The sequence below is a fragment of the Mangrovibacillus sp. Mu-81 genome (assembly GCF_036867415.1).
Classification (GTDB): domain Bacteria; phylum Bacillota; class Bacilli; order Bacillales; family Bacillaceae_B; genus Rossellomorea.
The window spans coordinates 399,185-415,960 of the sequence record NZ_JBAJHU010000002.1; the positions used below are offsets into that span (position 1 = coordinate 399,185).

The 16,776-nt window shown below is 41.3% G+C and carries 16 protein-coding genes; 4 read left to right on the plus strand and 12 right to left on the minus strand.

The features are described from left to right. Positions 1-499: 499 nt before the first annotated feature. Together V6B33_RS05600 and V6B33_RS05605 are read right to left on the minus strand one after the other, a co-directional pair. Positions 500-640, minus strand: coding sequence for a hypothetical protein (locus V6B33_RS05600; RefSeq protein ID WP_334216759.1), 141 nt, complete (start codon positions 638-640; stop codon positions 500-502). A 23-nt stretch (positions 641-663) separates the two neighbouring features. Further along, positions 664-888: a hypothetical protein gene (locus V6B33_RS05605; protein ID WP_334216760.1), complete on the minus strand. Its 225-nt coding sequence runs from the start codon at positions 886-888 to the stop codon at positions 664-666. 660 nt (positions 889-1,548) lie between these two features. Between V6B33_RS05605 and V6B33_RS05610 the strand changes: the two genes are divergently transcribed. Further along, positions 1,549-1,872 carry a DUF2628 domain-containing protein gene (locus tag V6B33_RS05610; protein WP_334216761.1) on the plus strand — a complete coding sequence of 108 codons (324 nt, stop codon included), beginning with the start codon at positions 1,549-1,551 and terminating at the stop codon, positions 1,870-1,872. A 211-nt stretch (positions 1,873-2,083) separates the two neighbouring features. Here the strand turns inward: V6B33_RS05610 and V6B33_RS05615 are convergent, their stop codons facing one another. The 9 genes from V6B33_RS05615 to V6B33_RS05655 form a co-directional block, all read right to left on the minus strand. After that, positions 2,084-4,576: a WD40 repeat domain-containing protein gene (locus V6B33_RS05615; RefSeq protein WP_334216762.1), complete on the minus strand. Its 2,493-nt coding sequence runs from the start codon at positions 4,574-4,576 to the stop codon at positions 2,084-2,086. Between the two features lie 921 nt (positions 4,577-5,497). Continuing rightward, complete coding sequence (locus tag V6B33_RS05620; protein ID WP_334216763.1) at positions 5,498-6,958, minus strand: aldehyde dehydrogenase family protein; 1,461 nt, start codon at positions 6,956-6,958, stop codon at positions 5,498-5,500. 3 nt (positions 6,959-6,961) lie between these two features. After that, positions 6,962-7,702: an SDR family NAD(P)-dependent oxidoreductase gene (locus tag V6B33_RS05625; RefSeq protein ID WP_334216764.1), complete on the minus strand. Its 741-nt coding sequence runs from the start codon at positions 7,700-7,702 to the stop codon at positions 6,962-6,964. After that, positions 7,699-8,793: a tartrate dehydrogenase gene (locus tag V6B33_RS05630; RefSeq protein ID WP_334216765.1), complete on the minus strand. Its 1,095-nt coding sequence runs from the start codon at positions 8,791-8,793 to the stop codon at positions 7,699-7,701. Before V6B33_RS05630 ends, V6B33_RS05625 begins: the two co-directional genes overlap by 4 nt. A gap of 67 nt (positions 8,794-8,860) precedes the next feature. Continuing rightward, a complete protein-coding gene (locus tag V6B33_RS05635; RefSeq protein ID WP_334216766.1) occupies positions 8,861-9,808 on the minus strand; it encodes a ketopantoate reductase family protein in 948 nt (315 codons plus the stop codon). 35 nt (positions 9,809-9,843) lie between these two features. Next, positions 9,844-11,178 (minus strand): TRAP transporter large permease, encoded by a 1,335-nt coding sequence (locus V6B33_RS05640; protein ID WP_334216767.1) that lies wholly within the window; start codon positions 11,176-11,178, stop codon positions 9,844-9,846. Then, positions 11,175-11,693 carry a TRAP transporter small permease subunit gene (locus tag V6B33_RS05645; RefSeq protein ID WP_334216768.1) on the minus strand — a complete coding sequence of 173 codons (519 nt, stop codon included), beginning with the start codon at positions 11,691-11,693 and terminating at the stop codon, positions 11,175-11,177. Before V6B33_RS05645 ends, V6B33_RS05640 begins: the two co-directional genes overlap by 4 nt. A gap of 73 nt (positions 11,694-11,766) precedes the next feature. Then, positions 11,767-12,858, minus strand: coding sequence for a TRAP transporter substrate-binding protein DctP (dctP, locus tag V6B33_RS05650; protein ID WP_334216769.1), 1,092 nt, complete (start codon positions 12,856-12,858; stop codon positions 11,767-11,769). 203 nt (positions 12,859-13,061) lie between these two features. Next, positions 13,062-13,766 carry a FadR/GntR family transcriptional regulator gene (locus V6B33_RS05655; RefSeq protein WP_334216770.1) on the minus strand — a complete coding sequence of 235 codons (705 nt, stop codon included), beginning with the start codon at positions 13,764-13,766 and terminating at the stop codon, positions 13,062-13,064. Between the two features lie 539 nt (positions 13,767-14,305). Here V6B33_RS05655 and V6B33_RS05660 point away from each other — a divergent pair. From V6B33_RS05660 to V6B33_RS05670, 3 genes are all read left to right on the plus strand, one after another. Continuing rightward, on the plus strand, positions 14,306-14,512 hold the full coding sequence (locus tag V6B33_RS05660) for a hypothetical protein (protein WP_334216771.1): 207 nt from the start codon (positions 14,306-14,308) through the stop codon (positions 14,510-14,512). A 498-nt stretch (positions 14,513-15,010) separates the two neighbouring features. Then, positions 15,011-15,268, plus strand: coding sequence for a DUF4190 domain-containing protein (locus V6B33_RS05665; protein WP_334216772.1), 258 nt, complete (start codon positions 15,011-15,013; stop codon positions 15,266-15,268). A gap of 484 nt (positions 15,269-15,752) precedes the next feature. Continuing rightward, positions 15,753-16,202, plus strand: coding sequence for a DUF3888 domain-containing protein (locus V6B33_RS05670; RefSeq protein WP_334216773.1), 450 nt, complete (start codon positions 15,753-15,755; stop codon positions 16,200-16,202). Between the two features lie 68 nt (positions 16,203-16,270). On the opposite strand, the gene V6B33_RS05675 is transcribed toward V6B33_RS05670, so the two are convergent. Beyond that, positions 16,271-16,639 (minus strand): hypothetical protein, encoded by a 369-nt coding sequence (locus V6B33_RS05675; RefSeq protein ID WP_334216774.1) that lies wholly within the window; start codon positions 16,637-16,639, stop codon positions 16,271-16,273. Between the last annotated feature and the right edge of the window lie 137 nt (positions 16,640-16,776).

The window sequence follows — 16,776 nt, forward strand, 5'->3', positions numbered from 1 at the left end:
AACATTATCAGTGATGACCCTAATACCACTAATAATTTCCGTGCAAGACTTCGCTTTCCGCGGGTAGCCCGTGAGTCTCCTCGGCAAGCTGCACTGGTCTCACTTGTCTAGCTGCAGGGCCTAGAGGCACATGTAATAAGCCAAACCGACCAAGAAGGCAAAGAGCACCTTCCAGGTCGATTCGACTTATGCCACCAGCCTCTGAGCAAAGCCCTTCCGCTTTTCTAATAAGCTACTTTTCCCGCAGGAGTCTTCGTCTTACACTCAAATTAACCGCTGCAACAAACTATATACTAAATGATGATTTGAACAAAGCTAATAAATAAACCCGAACTTACTTGAACTATAGTTCAGATTAGTTCGGGTTTTATTCAGACTAAAACACTATTATTCCAACCTCATTTCCCTCTTATCTCTCTTAAAATAATGGATATCCCCTCCATTCATCTCATAAAGTTATCTTGTGCAAATAAAAAAAGCATCCTTTGATCGGATGCCACTAGTCGTTCATCGAAGCTTTGGTTTTATTAATTTGATATTCGGAAACCTGCACCAGACCGATGACCTCGGTATCTCCAGCACAACCCTGTAAAGAGATGGAACCACTTCTTTCCTCGATGCTGCCACAAGTGGTATTCACAGTTTCTTCTCCTGACCCATTCTTTAACGAATAGGATAATGTTTCCCCATCACATACTTCAATTCATTCAAACTTACCTGCAGGTTGAAAAAGTTGGATAATGTCACTTGAGACTGCTTACTTTCTTGTACCTCTTCAATAAAATGCAGCAGCTTATCGAGATTTCCCACTTTGCCCTCTTCATCCACGATTACGTCCCCTTTATCAGCCGCTTTCTTGACCGTATATTTCTCCTCCTCCTCGGTCAATCTCGATTGAACACCCAGCCAGCAGAGCAGCCCCTATCAGAAAACAAACCATTTTCTTTTCAAAGCATCACCCCCTATTTGATCTTTCAAAGAGATAAACATATATGATAAATATATAGCATTTATATGGAGGGTGTATTCTTCGCATTGAACGGCTGGAATTTTGTTTTGCCAACTTTGGACCTGATTTCGCCGTTTATCTATTAATAATATGAATATAGTAACAATCAGCCGGGAGGACAGGTACTTTGGCTTAACTTAATATGCAAGGTACCTTATTCCCAAAGCTGAACTGCGGGCCATATAAGAATTTGAGCATTAATAAAATTCTTCTCTTCCTATTAGGATAGAAGCTTTCTGCGAGAGTGGATAGTTTGGTCAGAAACTGATAAGGACTATAAAACTACAACTTTTTAACCAATGAAAGTTTTTCAGTATGTAGATAGGAGAGTTCTTTTTTTATGGGATAGTCAAATGAATAAAGGAGCCGGTATCAAACGGCTAAATTAATGGAAGAGCTAAATCGCGTATTAATAGTAATCAGGCCAATCTCGTCATCATTTCTCTAAAAACAATTATATATTTTTTGTCAAGACTTCAAATTTTTACTAAAGTAATAGTATAATCAAAAGGTACTAAGACCAAAGGAGGTGAAACATAATGAAAGCAAGATTGCGTAACGATGCAGGTGTAGCAAAAGAAGTGAAAATTGGCTTTAGCTGGACTACTTTCTTTTTTGGTTTTTTCCCTGCCCTTATAAGAGGAGATTTAAAGTGGGCTGCAATCATGTTCATCACGGCTGCTATAGTCGGAGCATTTACCTTTGGGTTCGGAGCGTGGATTCCCGGAATCATTTTTTCTTTTGTATATAATAAAATCTTCATTAAAGAACTGCTCGAAAAAGGCTACCGTCCGGCAGATGACCAAACTCAAACAGAACTCGTATCAAGAGGAATCGTATCACTAGTTACCAAAGCTGTTTAAACTAAGTAGCGGGACGCGGGGACAGGGACACTTCCCCCGCGCCTTTAACATACCGTAAAGCTTATCCATGAGCAGGAACCAGATCCCCCTCAATCTTCATTTCTACGATCTCATCCACTACTTTGCAACCTGATTTCTTAAAAAAACACCTTTCTCTATATCTATTCGCTTTCTAGATATAGAGAAAGGTGGCAGGGCACTGTCCCATTCATCAATCAAATAAAAGTTTCTTCACTTCAACTTTATCGTAATATACAGTTCCCATGGAATATGAGGTTGTATAACAAATCACTCTCATTGTTTCAGCGTTCTCAGGGGCTTCCGTTGTAATGGAGATGTTCTGCCATTTGTTCAGCCCTGTGTTTGTATGAACCGGTTTATCGATAATCGACTTTCCGGCTTCATCGTAGAACCTCACCATGAAACTTCCAGTCCCTTCTTTAATGAAGAGATTTGCCGAAGTTTCAAAGACCTCGCCTTTGGATACTTCAATGGTATCACTCATTAGTGCGACTGACTTATTCCTGGCTGTGTCCACAAGCTTCAGGCTTTTTCTTCCATGAGAATGCTCCTCCCCGGATACAGTATATCCAGCCTGATCATCCGTGTTGAACATCGATGTCCAACCCGTGATATCATCGCCCTTTACCGGTCTTTCGAATTGGTGATTCGTTACAGTCATTTCTTCTTTATCAGAAACCGGCTTCACTTCCATCTTATGAAGCATCGTCCGGTTTTCTCTGGAAGCGTAGTAAAGATTCCCATCCTGACCTACGGAGAAATCGTACACTCGTGCGATTTGCTTACTATCCAAGGTATTCGGATCGATGGCGGTCAAATTCCCGCTGAAGTCTGCATAAAGGAGGTCATTTGACCATTCAAGCTCAATCTTATTCCACGCTGATAAAGGCAGAGAATCATATAGCTTCCTGCTTTTTACGATGGTAAGCGTTTCAGGATCCATTGCAAAAATGGTGTCGATGGAGGCCCCCCATAAAAATCCGTCCGGCCCAAAGGACAAATCCCCTATCGCTTCGGGCTTTTCGAGACCATCTATGGAGAGTGTGATCTCTTCGACCTTTTCTTCCGTTTCGGTATCCCATACGAAAATCCTTGCCTCTTCAGCAGTCGGGTCCGCTCCGAGCCCTCCATTGATGGTGGTGGATCCATACACCTTTCCATCTTTATAAGCAAGGCTGTTTACACTCTGGTCCTCTACGATATTTCTGAAGGTCTTGACTTTTTCTTCATCTGGAGCTTCCGGATCATATACTGTCAGTGCCCCGCCTAATTCTCCATAGAAAGGGATGCTGCCGATATAAGCTTTTCCATCTCCTTCTACAATTGAGTGGATTCGATTCTGTTCCTCTCCGAGTGTGAACAATGTCTTCGGATTGGAGTCCGATGGTTCCTGAGCGGGATCAAACTCTCTGACATCCCCTGCAGGATATACACCGAAGAGCAGCTTATCCCCGAACGCGGCAATACTGTCACCCTGTCCCATGTCAAACACTTTTTTCGTCTTATTGACCGTGTCGTAGATGGCTCCTTTCCCCGTCTGGACTCCGCTCATATATAGTTTGCCATCTGGTCCGGTCTCGATTTTATTAATGACGTTTGCTGTTCCTTGAGCAAGCACCGGTGTCTTGATCGTCTCCTTCTTCTCCAGATTCAGGATCGAAACATACCCGCTGAAGTTGATAGTGACAAGGCTTTTTCCAGGCAAGTCAGAGGTTCCGAATTCCACCCAGTCAACTCCCCGGAAGCCGCTCCCATACTCGATGCCGGTATCTTCTACAGCCAATGTCTTGATATCAAACGTCTGCAATTTGTTCTCAGTATTCATGAAATAAATCTTCCCGTCCTCAGATTGTTCAGGAACATGGAGGCCGCGGGCTTTTGGTATTACTACATCAAGCCATTCCCTTTCCTGGGTATCATACACATAGCCATTGCTGGAAAGTTCATAGCGTGCGAACAGGTAACGGTCATCGACCTTATCCAGGTCGTAAATATGCCCCTGCTCGCCGATTGATGCAGCGATGTCTTCCTTCTCACCCGTTTCCTTATTGTAATGGATGATCTTTCCGTGCCCTGTCCCGGAGTAGACATCATTTCCTATCACGGCGAGTGAGCGAATATACTCCTGGGAAGATTCCCCGATCATTCTTCCGTAATCATCCACGCCCCCGTTTGCAGGATCATACTCATACACTTTGCCGCTTGGATAAGTCCCCACATAGACCTTACCCTGATCAGAAGTGATCGCAAATGGGAAGGTTTCACCGGAAAAAGTGGCTACCACCTCCGCTGTGTCGGCACCAGGCGAGTATTTCCACAGCTTGGCTCCGCCTCCGATGGTCGCTATGTAGAGATCACCATTCGGAAGAACCTCGTGTGCCCATGTATTCTCTGCCCCTTCCAGCGGAATGACCCTAAGCAGTTTCTCCGATTTAATATCCATGACATTCAGTTGTGCCGGAAGTCCTTTAGTCGTGGTATACATCACCGGCCTCCCATCCTCTGTCCCTACCGCCCCATTGAAGATGCTGATGGCATCAGTCAGTGGGGTCAAGAGCTGCTCCGGCCCACCGAAATAAGTGGAATCCAATTTACTCACTGACTCTGCCCCGACTGACTTTCCGTTCATTGCCCCTGGCAGCATCATTAACAGAATCACGATACTTAAGAAAACTTTCTTCATTAAGCCCTGCCTCCCTCTACTCATATATTGTCTTGTCCATTTCACCCTTTATCATACGAAAGTGAAGGCAGGAAACCAATATTATATTCAGAAAATTTAGCTAATTAATCACCCTGTCGTTCAGCAACCCTTTCCTATCGGGTTTTCGTGTACATTGTCGTAAATAAGTCTTTAAATCCACACCACCTACTCTAAGAGCCATCACTAGATAAAGACCTTCAGATATTCCTGTCCTTTTTTAAAGATCAGATGCCATACACCCACATTTTCAGTAGTAAATCCCCTTATCCGCACGATTTAACGACAGCACATACCACGTTTCCCTATGATGCTGCTGAAGATTTGAAGACCCTGAGGATACACACCTTCTTTACTATTCCACAATACCTTCCATCCCCAAGGAGCTTGCAGCAATAAGCTCAAATAAGGACCAATTTGCGCCTTTGCGGGATAGGGGTGTTGTCCCACTGATCGGAATGACTAAATTCCCCTTTAGTTCTGTTCCGCAAAATGTGCAAAAGCGTCATCGGCTTATGGCGTCACAATGTTAAACCTCGCATAAAAAATGGTTCGTTAAACAATTGTTTAATAATGTAACTCCTTTCCCCGTTGGGATCTGAAGATTAAAACAAACGTTTGTTTAAAAAGCTATAGAAGATACCAAAAGCAAAAATCACTGAATGAGCCGCCCTGCCTGCTCATATGTTACTCCTGCTAAATCTTGATTCCAGAAATCGGATACAACTACAGAGGAATGTTCATCCCCTAAATCATCTACATAAATGTTAGCCTGCAATTTCATCTTCAATAAATCACTTACTATTATCAAGCTGGTTAAATAGGGCGGTTGGAGCTATTTAGAATATTTTTTATTCTTATATACAAAAGAAAGCGAGGGAACCTTCCCCTCACTTCACATCATTACTCATATTTCAACGCCACATTTTTCAATTGCGTATAATTCCGAAGAGCCTCTAACCCTTTCTCACGGCCAAATCCGCTTTTTTTATAGCCTCCGAAAGGTTGAGCTATGCCTCCTCCTGCACCGTAATGGTTAATAAATACTTGGCCGCATTGCAACCTGTTTGCTACACGATGCGCTTTCCCAGCATTTTCAGTCCAAACGCCTGCAACAAGTCCATACTGTGTTCCATTCGCCATTTCAATCGCTTCCTCTTCTGTATCGAATGTACTAACCGTTAGAACCGGACCGAAAATCTCTTCTTGAGCCAGGTAATGATCAGGTGGAACACCATCGAAGATAGTGGGCTTAAGATAGTAACCAGCTTCACAGTTATCTATTAATATCCGCTCCCCGCCTGTTAAAACAGTAATTCCATCTTTTCTTGCCAAATCTATGAAGCTGTTAATTCTTTCAAATTGCTTCTTTGATAGAACAGGACCTAGATCATGGTTATCTATCCCTGGACCTATTGAGAGATTCTCCATCATCGTTGCTAATTTTCGCACAAAAGTTTCCTGGATTGATTTTTCTATTATTAAACGTGAGCCGGCTGAGCACGTCTGACCAGCATTTTGTACAATTGAACGAAGTACCAGTTCGAGGGCATTTTCTTCATTGCAATCTGCGAACACAATATTTGGTGACTTCCCTCCAAGTTCAAGTGTTACGGGAACGATATTTCTTGAGGCGCTCTCCATCACTTTTTTCCCCGTCTCTACTGATCCAGTGAAGGTAATGTGATTGATATCAGGGTGTTCAGAAAGAGCAGCGCCGGCTTCATGGCCATAACCCGTGACTACATTCACAACCCCCTTTGGAAGTCCAAACGGTTCTATTAATTCGACCAATTTCAACATTGATAACGGGGTATCTTCAGCAGGCTTTAATACTGTTGTATTTCCCGTCGCAATAGAGATTGCTATGCTTCTGGCACCTATTTGCAGGGGATAATTCCATGGGATTATATGCCCTACCACCCCGATTGGCTCTCGGACAGTATAATCGATGATACCCGGTTCGACCGGTATAGTCTCTCCCATAATCTTATCTGCTATTCCTGCATAGTATTCAAAATAACGGGCAGCAATCTCAACATCAGCTTTGGACTGGATGAATGGTTTACCTACATCCAAGGTCTCCAATTTGGCTAATTCTTCTTGATTTTCACGAATGATTTCTGCGGTTTTGTAAAGGAATTTCGCTCTGTAATAGGGAGTCATTCTCTTCCATTCAACCGAGGTGAATGCTTTTTTAGCTGCCTTTACAGCAATGTCTATTTCTTCTGCTCCTCCCCGTGGCACAAATCCAAGGAGAGATCCATCAGCTGGATTTAGAATTTCAATGACCCTGTTCTCACCGGTGACCGTCCATTCACCGTTAATATAACATCCCAGGTCTTTAACTTCTGCTGCCCTCACTGTCTAAATCCCCCTTCCGCCATCTACATTTAACACAGAGCCTGTTACAATAGCCGCTTCTTTCGAACACAAGTATACAAGGGAACTCGCAATATCGATGGGCTTTATTAATCTGCCTAATGGTACACTTTTTTTGAAAATACTTTCTTTTGTACTTTCAATATCTGCATCCCTGGAAGAGAACTGAGACAACATATTTGTATCAGCCGGCCCAGGGTTGACCACATTCACCCGAATACCGTGCTCTGCCAATTCAATGGCGAGAGCCTGTGAAAATGAGACACCTGCTCCTTTCGAGGCAATATACGCATTCAAACCCGGCCTTGGCCGTACCATGGAAATGGATGCGATATTTACGATAACGCCTTCTCCCTGGTTCTTCATGTATGGAACCACCTCACGGCATGTGAGGAACAGGGAAGTGGCATTTACACTGATTATTTTCTCCCAATCTTTCAGACTCACTTCTTCAATCGGCGTGGCTGATTGTGCTATACCCGCCATATTGATGAGACCGTCTATACGACCAAAGGTTTGATTCGCCTTTGTAAATACCTTTACGACGTCCTGTTCATTTGTTAAATCCGCTGCAATTGGTACAAGACGTTCGCTTTCTTCTAATTGATCTATATTCAAATCAACCGCTGCGACATAAGCACCTTCCTCTAAAAACCGTTTGCAGGTTTCTTTTCCCATGCCTCCTGTGGCACCAGTTATGACGAATACTTCATCTTGTAATCTCATAGTTTATCAACCTTCTCTCTCAGAAGTTTCTGGTGTATTGCATCGCAAATCGCTGTACCCATTTCACTGGTAGTCGAGGTACCCCCAAGATCAGGGGTGCGGACTTCTCTGCTCAAAAGCACTTGTTCAATGGACTCTACTATCAATGCCCCGAGGTCCTCTCTGCCCAAGTATTCAAGCATCAGAGCAGCTGACCAGATTTGAGCAATCGGATTTGCGATTCCCTTACCAGCAATATCAGGTGCAGATCCGTGGACAGGTTCAAACATAGAAGGAAAATCACCCTCAGGATTAATGTTGGCCGAAGGTGACAGCCCCAGGCCGCCTACAACCGCTGAACCTAGATCACTCAGAATATCCCCAAACAAATTAGAAGCCACTACCACATCGAACTCTGCAGGTTTTGAAACAAAATACGCGGCAAGAGCATCAATATAATAGCTTTCTAATGATATAGATGAATAATTTCCACTTACCTCGTCTACTACCTCATCCCAAAGTTTCATCGAATGGATGATGGCATTTGATTTAGTGGCACTCGTTACTTTCCTTTTCCCGTGTTTTTCGGCATACTCGAATGCGTAATTCGCACATTTAGCTGTTCCCAATCTCGTTATGATTGTATTTTGAACCGCGATTTCTTCTTCTGCGCCGTGATACAACCTGCCGCCGCTATTTGAATATTCACCTTCTGCATTTTCACGGATAATCACAAAATCGATATCATGACCGTTTTTCAATGGAGAGGAAACGCCCTTAAGCAGCTTTACAGGGCGGAAGTTGATGTATTGCTGAAGTTGTTTACGGATCGGCATGATCAACTGCCAAATGGTCACTTCATCCGAAACACGGTGATCCCCAATCGCCCCAAATAGAATTGCATCATATTCCTTCAGTTTTTCAAGCCCATTTGGCGGCATGATATGTCCATGTTCTAAATAATACTCACTGCTCCAGTCAAACGTTTCAAACTCAATATTTAATGAAGAATCCAACTTTTTTAGAAGTTCTAATACTTTTATTGCCTCATTGACTACCTCCGGACCGATCCCATCACCAGGCAGAACAGCAATTTGATAACCAGAATTCATTTATGATAGCCCTCCAAACGTATTTGATCTTTACCTCAATATAAGGAGCTTTCATAATGATACATGCCTATACCCTTGCACCATTGTTTGAATAGCCATTTTCAATAACCTTGATCAACTGTGTAATCATCTTGTTGCAAGGTGTTGGAATAGAAAGCATTTCACCATATTTTACAATTGCTCCGTTTATCACATCTATCTCAGTCTTTCTTTTATTTAATACATCTGTAAGCATCGAAGATTTGTTTTCCCCGATTTTAGTCAGCCCCAATTCAATGCATTCTTTTACCGGATCATCATATAAAAGGGTAATCCCTTGCGCTTTAGCGACACTCAAGGCTTCCTCCACTAAGTCTCCTACTATTTCCTGCCCATCCTTACTGAGTACAACATCACCATTTTTCAACCTGGTCACGGCTGTTAGGCCATTGTAGGCAACGTTTAGTAGTAATTTACTCCAGATGATAGATTGTACGTCATCCACTACATAGGTTTGTAACCCGCTCTGAGTAAACATATCAGCAACCTTTTCAAGCTTTAAAGATTTTGTTTGTTTGTCAGAATACCCAATGAAGGTATCTCCCCAGGCACGGTGGGCAATAACCCCATCCTCTACTACCCCCGCACCTGAATGGGTACCACCCGCCGCTATCTCATGATTGGGAAGCAGTTTTTGCAAAACCTCCAAGTTCCCTACACCGTTTTGCAGTGTCAGTACTACGGTATTTTTGGTTATTGTATGCAATACCTTTTCCATTACCTGCTCGGTTACAAATGTTTTCACTAATATGATGATAAGATCATATTCATCGTCAAGCTGTTCAGGTTCGGTTATGACAGGTAGTTTCATCTTAGAAATAGTCCCATCTCTTTCGATGATCCGCAGGCCGTTCTCCCTAATCTGGTTGATATGATTATTTGTTCTATTAAAAAGAGTAATATCGGAGTTTGATTGCTTTAACTTACCTGCAAAAAGAGAACCCATCGCCCCTGAACCTATTACCAACGTTTTCAAACGCTATCACCTGCCCTTTTCAGCTATTGTTCACTCTATTCAATCATTAATTCAGGCAGCCACGTAACTACTTCAGGAAACATCATAAGTATAAGAATGACAAAGAGTTGAAGTGCGATAAATGGCACAACTCCCTTGTAAATATGAGAGGTTTTCACCTCCGGCGGCGCCACTCCCTTTAAATAGAAGATGGACAGTGCAAATGGAGGACTTAAAAAACCTGTTTGCATGACCACCATAACAACTAAGGCAAACCATAGCGGGTCATATCCCAACCCTGCAGCAATCGGAGAAATAATTGGAACTGCTATCATGATTACCGCAATTTCGTCAAGGAACATGCCCATTAAGAAAATAATGGCGAGAATAGCCAAGATGATACCCCAATCTGGAAATGGCAGGCTTACCAGTAAATTTTCAACTACTTTGTTCCCTCCCAATCTAGTAAACACAATCGTGAAGAATCCGGCGCATATTAAGATCAGGAATGTCATAGCCGATACTGTCGCAGTCCGATATACTGATTCTTTTAAATCTTTAAATGTTAGCTTCTTATAAGCAGCTGCAAGCAATAGAGAAGCTAATGCTCCGATCCCGGCTGCTTCTGTCGGGGAAGCAATGCCGAAGAAAATGGTACCAAGTACGGCTAGCATTAATAACCCAACCGGCAACACAGATGTAGAGATAAGATAAATCTTTTTCGATAACGGAACATTCACTTCTGATTTTGGAAGGGGCGGTCCATCCTCAGGCTTTATGTAACAATGGATGATAATATAGATGGAATATACCAAAGATAGCAGCAACCCTGGAATAACCGCTCCCATGAATAGTTTTCCTACAGAAATCCCGGCTACAGGGCCATATATCAGAATAATGACGCTCGGAGGAATAAGTACCCCCAGTGTGCCCCCTGCCGTGATAGAACCTGTTGCAAGCGGGATACTATATTTATGTTTTAACATGGCGGGCAGTGCCAGGAGGCCCATCGTCACTACAGATGCATTGATCACCCCTGTTGCAGCTGCAAAAATAGTGGATGTGATGACTGTGGTAACAGCCAATCCGCCGGGCAGTCTCCCCAGAATCACATGCATGGCATCGAATAACCGTGTGGCTAAACCGGATTTTTCAATGACTACACCCATAAACACAAACAACGGAACTGCAACCAATAAATACTCACTAAAGGTTCCATACACTTTGAACATGGAGAAATTAATCGCTTCCGGACCAATGAATATCAACCCGAAGATTGTTGCAATACCACCTAGAACAAATGCCACCGGATATCCCAAGATCAGGAAACAAACCATACATACAACCATTAACATCGTTATGAAATAGGGATTTGAGAGCAGCAGACTCATATGGCATCCTCCCCCTTAACCAACCGAATAATATCATTCAAGAAATCCAATATCCCTTGTACGACCAGGAGTATGACTCCAGCTAGTATCCATGCTTTAAATGGCCAAATTAAAGGAAGCCAGCTGCCATATGAACTTCTTTCACCCGTTTCAAATGAATGAAGTACATTTGGCATCATTACTTTAATCAATAAAAACCACATCGGGAAAAAGAATACTAAGGTAAAAATAATTGAAAGAATCAACTGGGTTTTCTTTGAAAACTTATTATAAAATATGTCGATATTAACATGACTTTTTATTTGAAGGGTGTAGGCCATAGCCATCATGATCAGAAAGCTGGAAAGAAAATAAGACACTTCATAACTCCATCCGTTTGAGTGATTAAAGACGTATCGAGAGACTACTTCATAGGTGATGACCAAGATTAAGACGATTACGGCCCAAGCGGAAATTTTGGCAACTTTCTCATTGAAAGATTCAATTCCCCCACAAATTTTTTTGAAATATTCCATTGAGCTAACCCCTTTATTAAAAAGTAAGAGAGCAGGATTCTGGTATCCCCGCCGCTCTTACCCATCTTTTTTATTACTCTGTCTCTGGCATCATTAAATCTCTGAATTCAGTGTATCGTTCTCTGTATTCCTTAATAGAATCCCACGTTTCTTTATACGTTCCGCCCAATTCCTCTGATTGACTGTCTAAGTATTTAATCGTTTCTTGCTGCAGTTTCTGTTGAGTTTCTTCATCCACTTTTACTGGTTTCGCTCCTTTTTCTAAGAAGTAGTCATTCGCTTCCATACTCTCATGTTGATCTCGTGTATAGCTCCATAAAGTGGTTGCTTTTGCAGTTGTTAAGACAATTTCTTTCAAATCTTCCGGTAACTCGTTCCAGGAATCTTTGTTTATTCCTAAATAATACATTGTCGTCGGCTGGTGCATCCCCGGTCCAGTATAATACTCAGCAACCTCATCAAATCCTAAATCCTTGTCAATGTTAGGAGTAGCAAATTCCGCTGCATCAATGACCCCTCTTTCCAGACCCGAGTATACTTCTCCGGCCGGAGTGGATGTAACCGAAACTCCACTATTCTTAAGAATTTCTCCCCACCAGCCAGCCGTTCGGTATTTCACACCTTGCCAGTCTTCGAGATTGGACATTTCTTTATTGGACCATGCAAGTGTTTCAGGACCGGTAAATCCTAAAGGGACCACTTGGATGTTTAAATCTGCTTCATCATACATTTTCTGCCAAAGTTCCAATCCTCCACCTTCATATACCCAGCCGAGCCTTAGACTTTCATCCATTAACATCGGGATCGAAGTGAAGAAAGGAGCTGCCGGCATTTTCCCAAGCCACATATTTGTTGCAGCATGATAAGCATCGATAGTTTTCATATTAGCTGCATCCATTACTTCTCCTCCACCCATTAATTCACCAGCGGCATTCACTTCAATTTCGAGTCTTCCTCCTGAAGCTTTCTTTACATCTTCAGCCCACTTTTGGGGAATTTCCTGCAAAAACATGGACTCTGGCCATGCTGTAGCCAGCTGCCATTTCACTTTCTTTGCTTTCGCACCCGATTCCCCATCCAAAGACGATACATCAACTTGCTGACATGCAGCCAAACCAAGAACTAACATTACCGAAATAAGCAAAACTGAAATTCGTTTGATCATTGATATTCCCTCCGTTTTTTGAATTTCCAAGGAAAAACATCTAAATCAATCTTGGATCCATTAAACAAATCTAGTTTAAAGAATAGAGCAATGGTATTTCTAACTGATTAAAGCGCTTACAAAAGGTTATAATAAAATAAAATAATCATTTCTGATTCTAAGTAAGCTGGTTGATAGAGTTGTAGAAATATGTATCGTCTGGTTTACATAGAATCTCCTTCGGCTAACTTAGCTGAAAATACCTTTTCAGGGAGTTCGAGATGCGAATACATGCCCCCGGAAGCATCCGCTCCGTTACCATCAATAATATGATGGTAAATCATTTCATGTTCTATAAAGACTTTTTCGATCACTCCTGGAATCCGGAAAAATTTAGAAACCTCTTTACGGTAACTATCAATGAGAAGCATAATGATTTTCTGAAGTACAGGATTGTTTGAAGCTCTTGCAATCGCAATGTGAAATTCCAAATCCCACTGACCAAACGTCTCGATGTCATCAAAACTTACTTTCATACCGTCGATGGTTCTTTTTAACTCTGATACATCCTCAGGTGTTTTGCGTTTTGCTGCTAAAAAACTAGTTTCTCTTTCAATAATTTGTCTGGCTTCCACAATCGAGCGGAGATTATTAATATCATGAAAAATCAGTGATGAAAACTCAGATGAGATATCACTCCTGCCTTCTACCTTATTAAGGTACGTCCCTTTCCCTTGACGAAAACTTATAATTCCAATCGCCGACAATTTCGTAAGTGCTTCCCTTAAAGCGATCAAACTAACTTGATAATAATTTGACATCTCTTTTTGAGAGGGCAGCTTCTCACCATACGTATATTTCCCCTCTTTGACATCCTTCATAAAATCATGAACGATATGATCAACCAAAGATTTACGTTTCACTTTCATATTGTTTTTCACCCCCTTTTTAACTCTTATGTTAACTTAACATATGAAGACTTCATGGTTATTATTACATATTCGTTACTAGTTTTCAAACTATTCTTAATTATTTGTTTTCTTGGCGGAATTGTTATATAGCAAATAATTATATTAATCTAATCTTTTGAATAAGTGCTAACGTGCTCTTCTTTGACTAATAATCTAGTTGATTAGAAAATAGACCTATTAATACATGCATTTATCAATAAACACGGTAGAGTAGAGAAAAGCAGCCCTATTCTTGTAAACTGAAAACGAATATTATTTCGATATAAGTTATAAAAGTTATCCTAAGCCATAAAAACAGGAAGTCCCCATTAGTAGGAGCTTCCCGCTTTATACCCTGTAACCCATTAACCCTTTCCAACTGTGCCTGTACTCTTGAATGACTGCCCCGCCCCTCAACTTATACAATGTAATTACTTAATCTATAATTTCCTAAATGAATGCCATTATGGCAAATATACTATTAGAAATTCATTGACTACAATTTTGGGTGTACCGCCATGAAAGCATATATCAAAGTGGAAGTCGGGAATCGAATTATTTGTGGAGGATATCGGCATCGTGAGCCTGTTGTCTTTATTCCGGAGTTCACCTTTACGACTGAAGTCTTTTCCGAGCAGATCAAACATTTTTTTAAAAACCCACCGGACGATTGTGATCGATCCAAGAAGTTACGGCTGATCCAACATTACGGTTCATGGGAATGATTATTTGCGAGATGAGGTCCCTGTGCCACAACCCTTTATGTTTAAGGATCAAGTTCACAGGTACACTGTCCCGACTTCTCAAAATCAAAGTTTTAAAGAATCGTATATTCACATGGGTAATTTTTCTTATATAAAGTATAATGATCTCATATACTTGTAATCTAATTGTGGTTTTTTACTAGGAATGTTACGCGAAGTTTAATGATTCAGTGTGGCGTTTTCTTGGGACATATAACAGCAGCGTTTTCATTTTCATTTGGTTTTTTCTTTTACTTTTTGCAAGGTTTTGAGGGTTTTTACGGTCCCGAGAATACAAGAATCGTCATATCTCTGTTTTTTAATTGGCGTTATCAATTTATATAGAGAGTTTCGGGATCTAACCAAGGACAAATCTGATAATTAATTCTTTCAGGTGAAGTGTATTGGGACAGTCTCTCTAAATCTAATCATACTTATTTCCTTAGTTAAAGCCTTTCGGAAAGGAGGCATCCAGCCCTTATGAAGAACAAGATAAATGAAAAGGCATTCATTTCTTTCGTTTTAGGTGTTGTTTCATTATTCCTTATTCAAATTGGACTCCTAGTAGGAATTATAGGAGTGGTGATCGCAAAACGGAGTTTAAACGAAATCAGATCACGCCATGAAAGTGGCAGAAGTTTCGCCATAGCAGGGTTGATTATCAACATACTGGGGATTGTTATCCAGTCTATTCTACTAATAGCTGGTTTAATTGGATATACAGCATTATTCTTTTAGGGACACGGACCGTGTCCCTTAAAACTGGTTTATGAAACATTCTAGGTAAATAGACTAAAACACCCTTCGGAAACAAATCCCTACTCTCCCTCTCTCATCTAATCTCATATATCAGATCTGCCCCACCTTTGCCATTTGTCATTTATCTGGGATAACAAATACAAAAGCGCCTGTCGTGCGCGACTTGAATAAACGGAACCTGTTGATTTCAATTCAATAAACTCTCCTCCGATTTATATCAGTTAAACGATTGTTTAACCTTCTAACCGTCTTCCCCATTAGCAATAAAGGGTTTAAACCAAACGTTTGTTTATACGTCAAGTTGAAAAGATCTATTGAAAAATACAATGGAAGACTTCAGGGCCAAAATGAGGGAGTCAGTTACCCCGGCCCGGTTCCAAATGATTTACACTTCCTGTCTCCTTCTTCCAGTTGAATAATATCAACTCCTTTACGAAACACTATTCGAAAAGGAGTTGATAAAATGAATAAGTTACTGACAGTATCAATATTTATGTTGTCTTTGTGCGTATCTTCCACCCCTGTCCATGCTGAAAAACAGCATAAACACGATACAAAAGGAATGGAACAAGTTATCGACCATTATATATTGGACCAGTTTAGTGATGAATTAAAGCAAGCGGTAACAGACTTTTATAAAAAAGATTCAATCAGAATTCAATATAATTGGTGGGATGGAAATTACGATGTTGTTGAATTAGAGCAATCGGAAAAAGGGAAACAACTAAGTCATCCTTATGTAATTAGATTTACCGTTCAGACATATGACGGAAACAAAACAGGTCAATTAGGAACGGATACTGTTACATTTGGAGTATCCCCTATTCAGTTTAACAAAGAATTTGACGAGAAAAATGTAGCTGCTGCCAAAGTTGCTTTATTAGATTACTCTCACCGTGAACCTTCGAATTAAATTAATTCATACACGCTGGAAGGGACAAGGGGACAGGTTTGGTGTACCCAAATATGATCTTCCTATCTTTATTTGCGGGACAATGGACCTGTCCCCCCGCTTCTTTCCTTACCATCTGTCAATTCAAACACCGTAAACACATACCCATACTGCATCTTCTCCGCCCGGATCCATCCACACCTCTCCAGCCGCTTAATTGAACGCTGTATCCGCGACTTGGAATATTCATCTTTTTTCTTCCCGTTATAGAACCAGAGACGGTCTTTCAGCTCGCTGATCGATTGTATGTACTGCCCTTTTTCCAGATAAAAGCCGCCTTCGTATCCTGCCTCTTCCCGCGCATGGAAAAGGACCCATAGATAAATCCGCAAATCCTCTGTGTGATAAAAAATAGATCCCTGAATCAATTCCGGGTTATAAAGTACTGATTGGTTCATTGCTATCTCCTCCTTTACCTTCTATATACAACCATCCGGTTCAAAAGGATACCATCAACAAAATATTTTTCATTCAATCCTGTTTCAGAACATTTTACCTTCAGAATCTGTGTTAAATCCCCATCGATGCAGCGACC

What these genes read in the sequence shown, in the direction of transcription:
- V6B33_RS05670 (WP_334216773.1), top strand. Translation starts at nt 15,753, where the DNA reads ATGAATAAGTTACTGACAGTATCAATATTTATGTTGTCTTTGTGCGTA.
- V6B33_RS05640 (WP_334216767.1), bottom strand. Translation starts at nt 11,178, where the DNA reads ATGAGTCTGCTGCTCTCAAATCCCTATTTCATAACGATGTTAATGGTT.
- V6B33_RS05615 (WP_334216762.1), bottom strand. Translation starts at nt 4,576, where the DNA reads ATGAAGAAAGTTTTCTTAAGTATCGTGATTCTGTTAATGATGCTGCCA.
- V6B33_RS05630 (WP_334216765.1), bottom strand. Translation starts at nt 8,793, where the DNA reads ATGAATTCTGGTTATCAAATTGCTGTTCTGCCTGGTGATGGGATCGGT.
- V6B33_RS05645 (WP_334216768.1), bottom strand. Translation starts at nt 11,693, where the DNA reads ATGGAATATTTCAAAAAAATTTGTGGGGGAATTGAATCTTTCAATGAG.
- V6B33_RS05610 (WP_334216761.1), top strand. Translation starts at nt 1,549, where the DNA reads ATGAAAGCAAGATTGCGTAACGATGCAGGTGTAGCAAAAGAAGTGAAA.
- dctP (WP_334216769.1), bottom strand. Translation starts at nt 12,858, where the DNA reads ATGATCAAACGAATTTCAGTTTTGCTTATTTCGGTAATGTTAGTTCTT.
- V6B33_RS05675 (WP_334216774.1), bottom strand. Translation starts at nt 16,639, where the DNA reads ATGAACCAATCAGTACTTTATAACCCGGAATTGATTCAGGGATCTATT.
- V6B33_RS05660 (WP_334216771.1), top strand. Translation starts at nt 14,306, where the DNA reads ATGAAAGCATATATCAAAGTGGAAGTCGGGAATCGAATTATTTGTGGA.
- V6B33_RS05665 (WP_334216772.1), top strand. Translation starts at nt 15,011, where the DNA reads ATGAAGAACAAGATAAATGAAAAGGCATTCATTTCTTTCGTTTTAGGT.
- V6B33_RS05625 (WP_334216764.1), bottom strand. Translation starts at nt 7,702, where the DNA reads ATGAGATTACAAGATGAAGTATTCGTCATAACTGGTGCCACAGGAGGC.
- V6B33_RS05655 (WP_334216770.1), bottom strand. Translation starts at nt 13,766, where the DNA reads ATGAAAGTGAAACGTAAATCTTTGGTTGATCATATCGTTCATGATTTT.